5 protein-coding genes are annotated in these 1955 nt (G+C 37.6%); 1 reads left to right on the top strand and 4 read right to left on the bottom strand.

What is annotated here, in order from left to right:
- Positions 1 to 52 precede the first annotated feature (52 nt).
- The gene (locus tag IEX94_RS20370; protein ID WP_188859888.1) at positions 53 to 172 is read left to right on the top strand and encodes a hypothetical protein; all 120 of its coding nucleotides are present in this window, start codon (positions 53 to 55) and stop codon (positions 170 to 172) included.
- A gap of 77 nt (positions 173 to 249) precedes the next feature.
- Here IEX94_RS20370 and IEX94_RS19400 read toward each other — a convergent pair whose 3' ends face one another.
- From IEX94_RS19400 to IEX94_RS19385, 4 genes are all read right to left on the bottom strand, one after another.
- On the bottom strand, positions 250 to 705 hold the full coding sequence (locus IEX94_RS19400; RefSeq protein ID WP_188859886.1) for a hypothetical protein: 456 nt from the start codon (positions 703 to 705) through the stop codon (positions 250 to 252).
- 36 nt (positions 706 to 741) lie between these two features.
- Positions 742 to 1152 (bottom strand): hypothetical protein, encoded by a 411-nt coding sequence (locus IEX94_RS19395; RefSeq protein ID WP_188859884.1) that lies wholly within the window; start codon positions 1150 to 1152, stop codon positions 742 to 744.
- A 99-nt stretch (positions 1153 to 1251) separates the two neighbouring features.
- On the bottom strand, positions 1252 to 1461 hold the full coding sequence (locus IEX94_RS19390; protein ID WP_188859882.1) for a hypothetical protein: 210 nt from the start codon (positions 1459 to 1461) through the stop codon (positions 1252 to 1254).
- A gap of 40 nt (positions 1462 to 1501) precedes the next feature.
- Positions 1502 to 1936 carry a hypothetical protein gene (locus IEX94_RS19385; protein WP_229782816.1) on the bottom strand — a complete coding sequence of 145 codons (435 nt, stop codon included), beginning with the start codon at positions 1934 to 1936 and terminating at the stop codon, positions 1502 to 1504.
- Positions 1937 to 1955: the final 19 nt, after the last annotated feature.

Raw genomic sequence — 1955 nt, 5'->3', positions numbered from 1 at the left:
TAAACGTCTTGGCGGGGGCTCGCCTTCTAAGCCTAAAAAATCGATTAGTCAGATGGCTACTGAAGTCATCAGAGGTGACCATGGTAGCGGTCATCCAGCAAGGAGGAAGTCATTAGGTATTAGTGCTGCCGAATATGAGAAAGTCCGTGCGGAAGTCAATAGACGGATGTAGGGGGCGATGATATAATTAAAGTGTTATAATTATGTGCAACACACTAAGACCGGAGCCTGGAAAACTCCGGTCTGTTTTTATCTAATTTTACGAGGATCCAGTGCAAGCCATCCCAATATTCTTGCGAGGTCACCAGTCCATTGCAACGCCATCATAAATTGAGGATACATTGCTCCGGCTTCCAGCCTATCTATCACACAGGGAGCGCTCACCGGCTTATTCCTGTCCGTTTTTAATGGAGTGGTAGTTGTATCATGTAAATGCTCCCAAGTATCCTGTACGTCACGTTTAAGTGCGGTGGTTGTTAAAATCGGAACTAGACCGCCTTCGTGTTTTCTTAGTAAAGTAAATATCGCTCCATTAGCTAGTTTCGTGCCTTTTAAAATGTGGAAATCGTCAAACGTTGCTCCGTTTTCCGAAAAAGATTCGGAGTAAATTCTGTTAAGAACAAAGAAAGTTTCCTTGTCTACTTCATCCGAATAAGATTTTCTTAAATCCCCTGAATTGAGTGTGATATGGTTTAGGTATTTCATATATCCTCCTAAGAAGAGGGGGCAATGCCCCTCCTATTAAATGTTATTTTGATAAGAAAACTCTGATAATTCGTACTCTGCTTGGAATGGTTCCCATCCTTGTAACAATAAGCTAACAAATTTATTAATGTACGCTTTTCTTTTTTTACCTATTTTTTTATTTCCTTCGAATTCTCCTTTGCCTAAAACACTGTATATACCTTTGTTTGGGACTGTTTGGGATGCTGCAATGTCATTCGAAAATACTTCTGTGAAGAAAATTTCAGTTTCTTTTTTAAAGTAAATCTTAGCAGCGCCTTCCCAGTTGTTAAACTCAATAATTGCTTGATCGAGGGATTCGTTAGTTGCAATCTGTTCGTCACTGCTGAAGAAGTCTCTCATTCCCTTTTCCGTTAATGATGCTCTGCCTTCAAATACTGCGTCTAAATGTTCTTCGTTTCTCTTCATTTTAATTTCCTCCTAGCGTTGGTCGCTACCCGTTAGTTGGTGTATTTCTTGCTGATCTCTTACCTTCTAATTACATTATACAACTATATAATTGTATAGTCAAGGGTTTTTAACAAATTCTTTTAATTTATTTAGATCGTCTTTCCAGAACAGCTGAACTTTTCCTCTGCCAACTCCATACTCTTTGCACGGAATGATATTTTTGTTTCTAATGTGGTGCTGGAAAGCTACATTAGACATTCCAACATAACTTTCAGCCTCACGTCTCGTCATGATCTGTTCTAAAAATTCTTCTTTGCTCATCTTCATAATAAGTCATCCTTTTTTAATTTTACAAGGGAGCGCAAAATTATTTAGCGTAATTTTCAGCGAAGTTGCTCGCTGCCATCATTATTTTTACATATTCATCTACTGTTAACTTTTCAAGGTGGTTAACAAATTCTTCAAAAGGAATTGTTTTTTGTCCTTTTTTCGCTTTAAAATTATATGTTTTTTTGTAGTTTTTGATAAATAGATCGTATTCATGGATCGCTTTATTCATTGCGAATTCCTTTGTTGGTTGGTCTCCTGATTTAAGAAATTCTTCCGCTCTTTCAATAACAACCTTCGGATATTCAGCCACTTCTTTGACCCCTTTCTTAATGATTGCCCAAGCCATTTTTAAAGCTTCTGCAAAGTATTCTTTAACTTTACCTCCGAATTTCTTTTGTCCGTTTCTTGCAATTTCCCATGCTTTAGTCATTACGTTTTTCATTTCAATCGCTCCCTTGTTTTGTTGGATCAACTCCCTGACCTCTTAATTA

Origin of the sequence: Oceanobacillus indicireducens (assembly GCF_014647195.1) — a bacterium.
Taxonomy (GTDB): domain Bacteria; phylum Bacillota; class Bacilli; order Bacillales; family Amphibacillaceae; genus Oceanobacillus; species Oceanobacillus indicireducens.
The sequence above is the reverse complement of the archived record's forward strand: the minus strand, read 5'-3'. Positions and strand labels throughout refer to the sequence as shown.

Coding starts and splice junctions, on each gene's coding strand:
- IEX94_RS20370 (WP_188859888.1), top strand. CDS start 53: ATGGCTACTGAAGTCATCAGAGGTGACCATGGTAGCGGTCATCCAGCA.
- IEX94_RS19400 (WP_188859886.1), bottom strand. CDS start 705: ATGAAATACCTAAACCATATCACACTCAATTCAGGGGATTTAAGAAAA.
- IEX94_RS19395 (WP_188859884.1), bottom strand. CDS start 1,152: ATGAAGAGAAACGAAGAACATTTAGACGCAGTATTTGAAGGCAGAGCA.
- IEX94_RS19390 (WP_188859882.1), bottom strand. CDS start 1,461: ATGAAGATGAGCAAAGAAGAATTTTTAGAACAGATCATGACGAGACGT.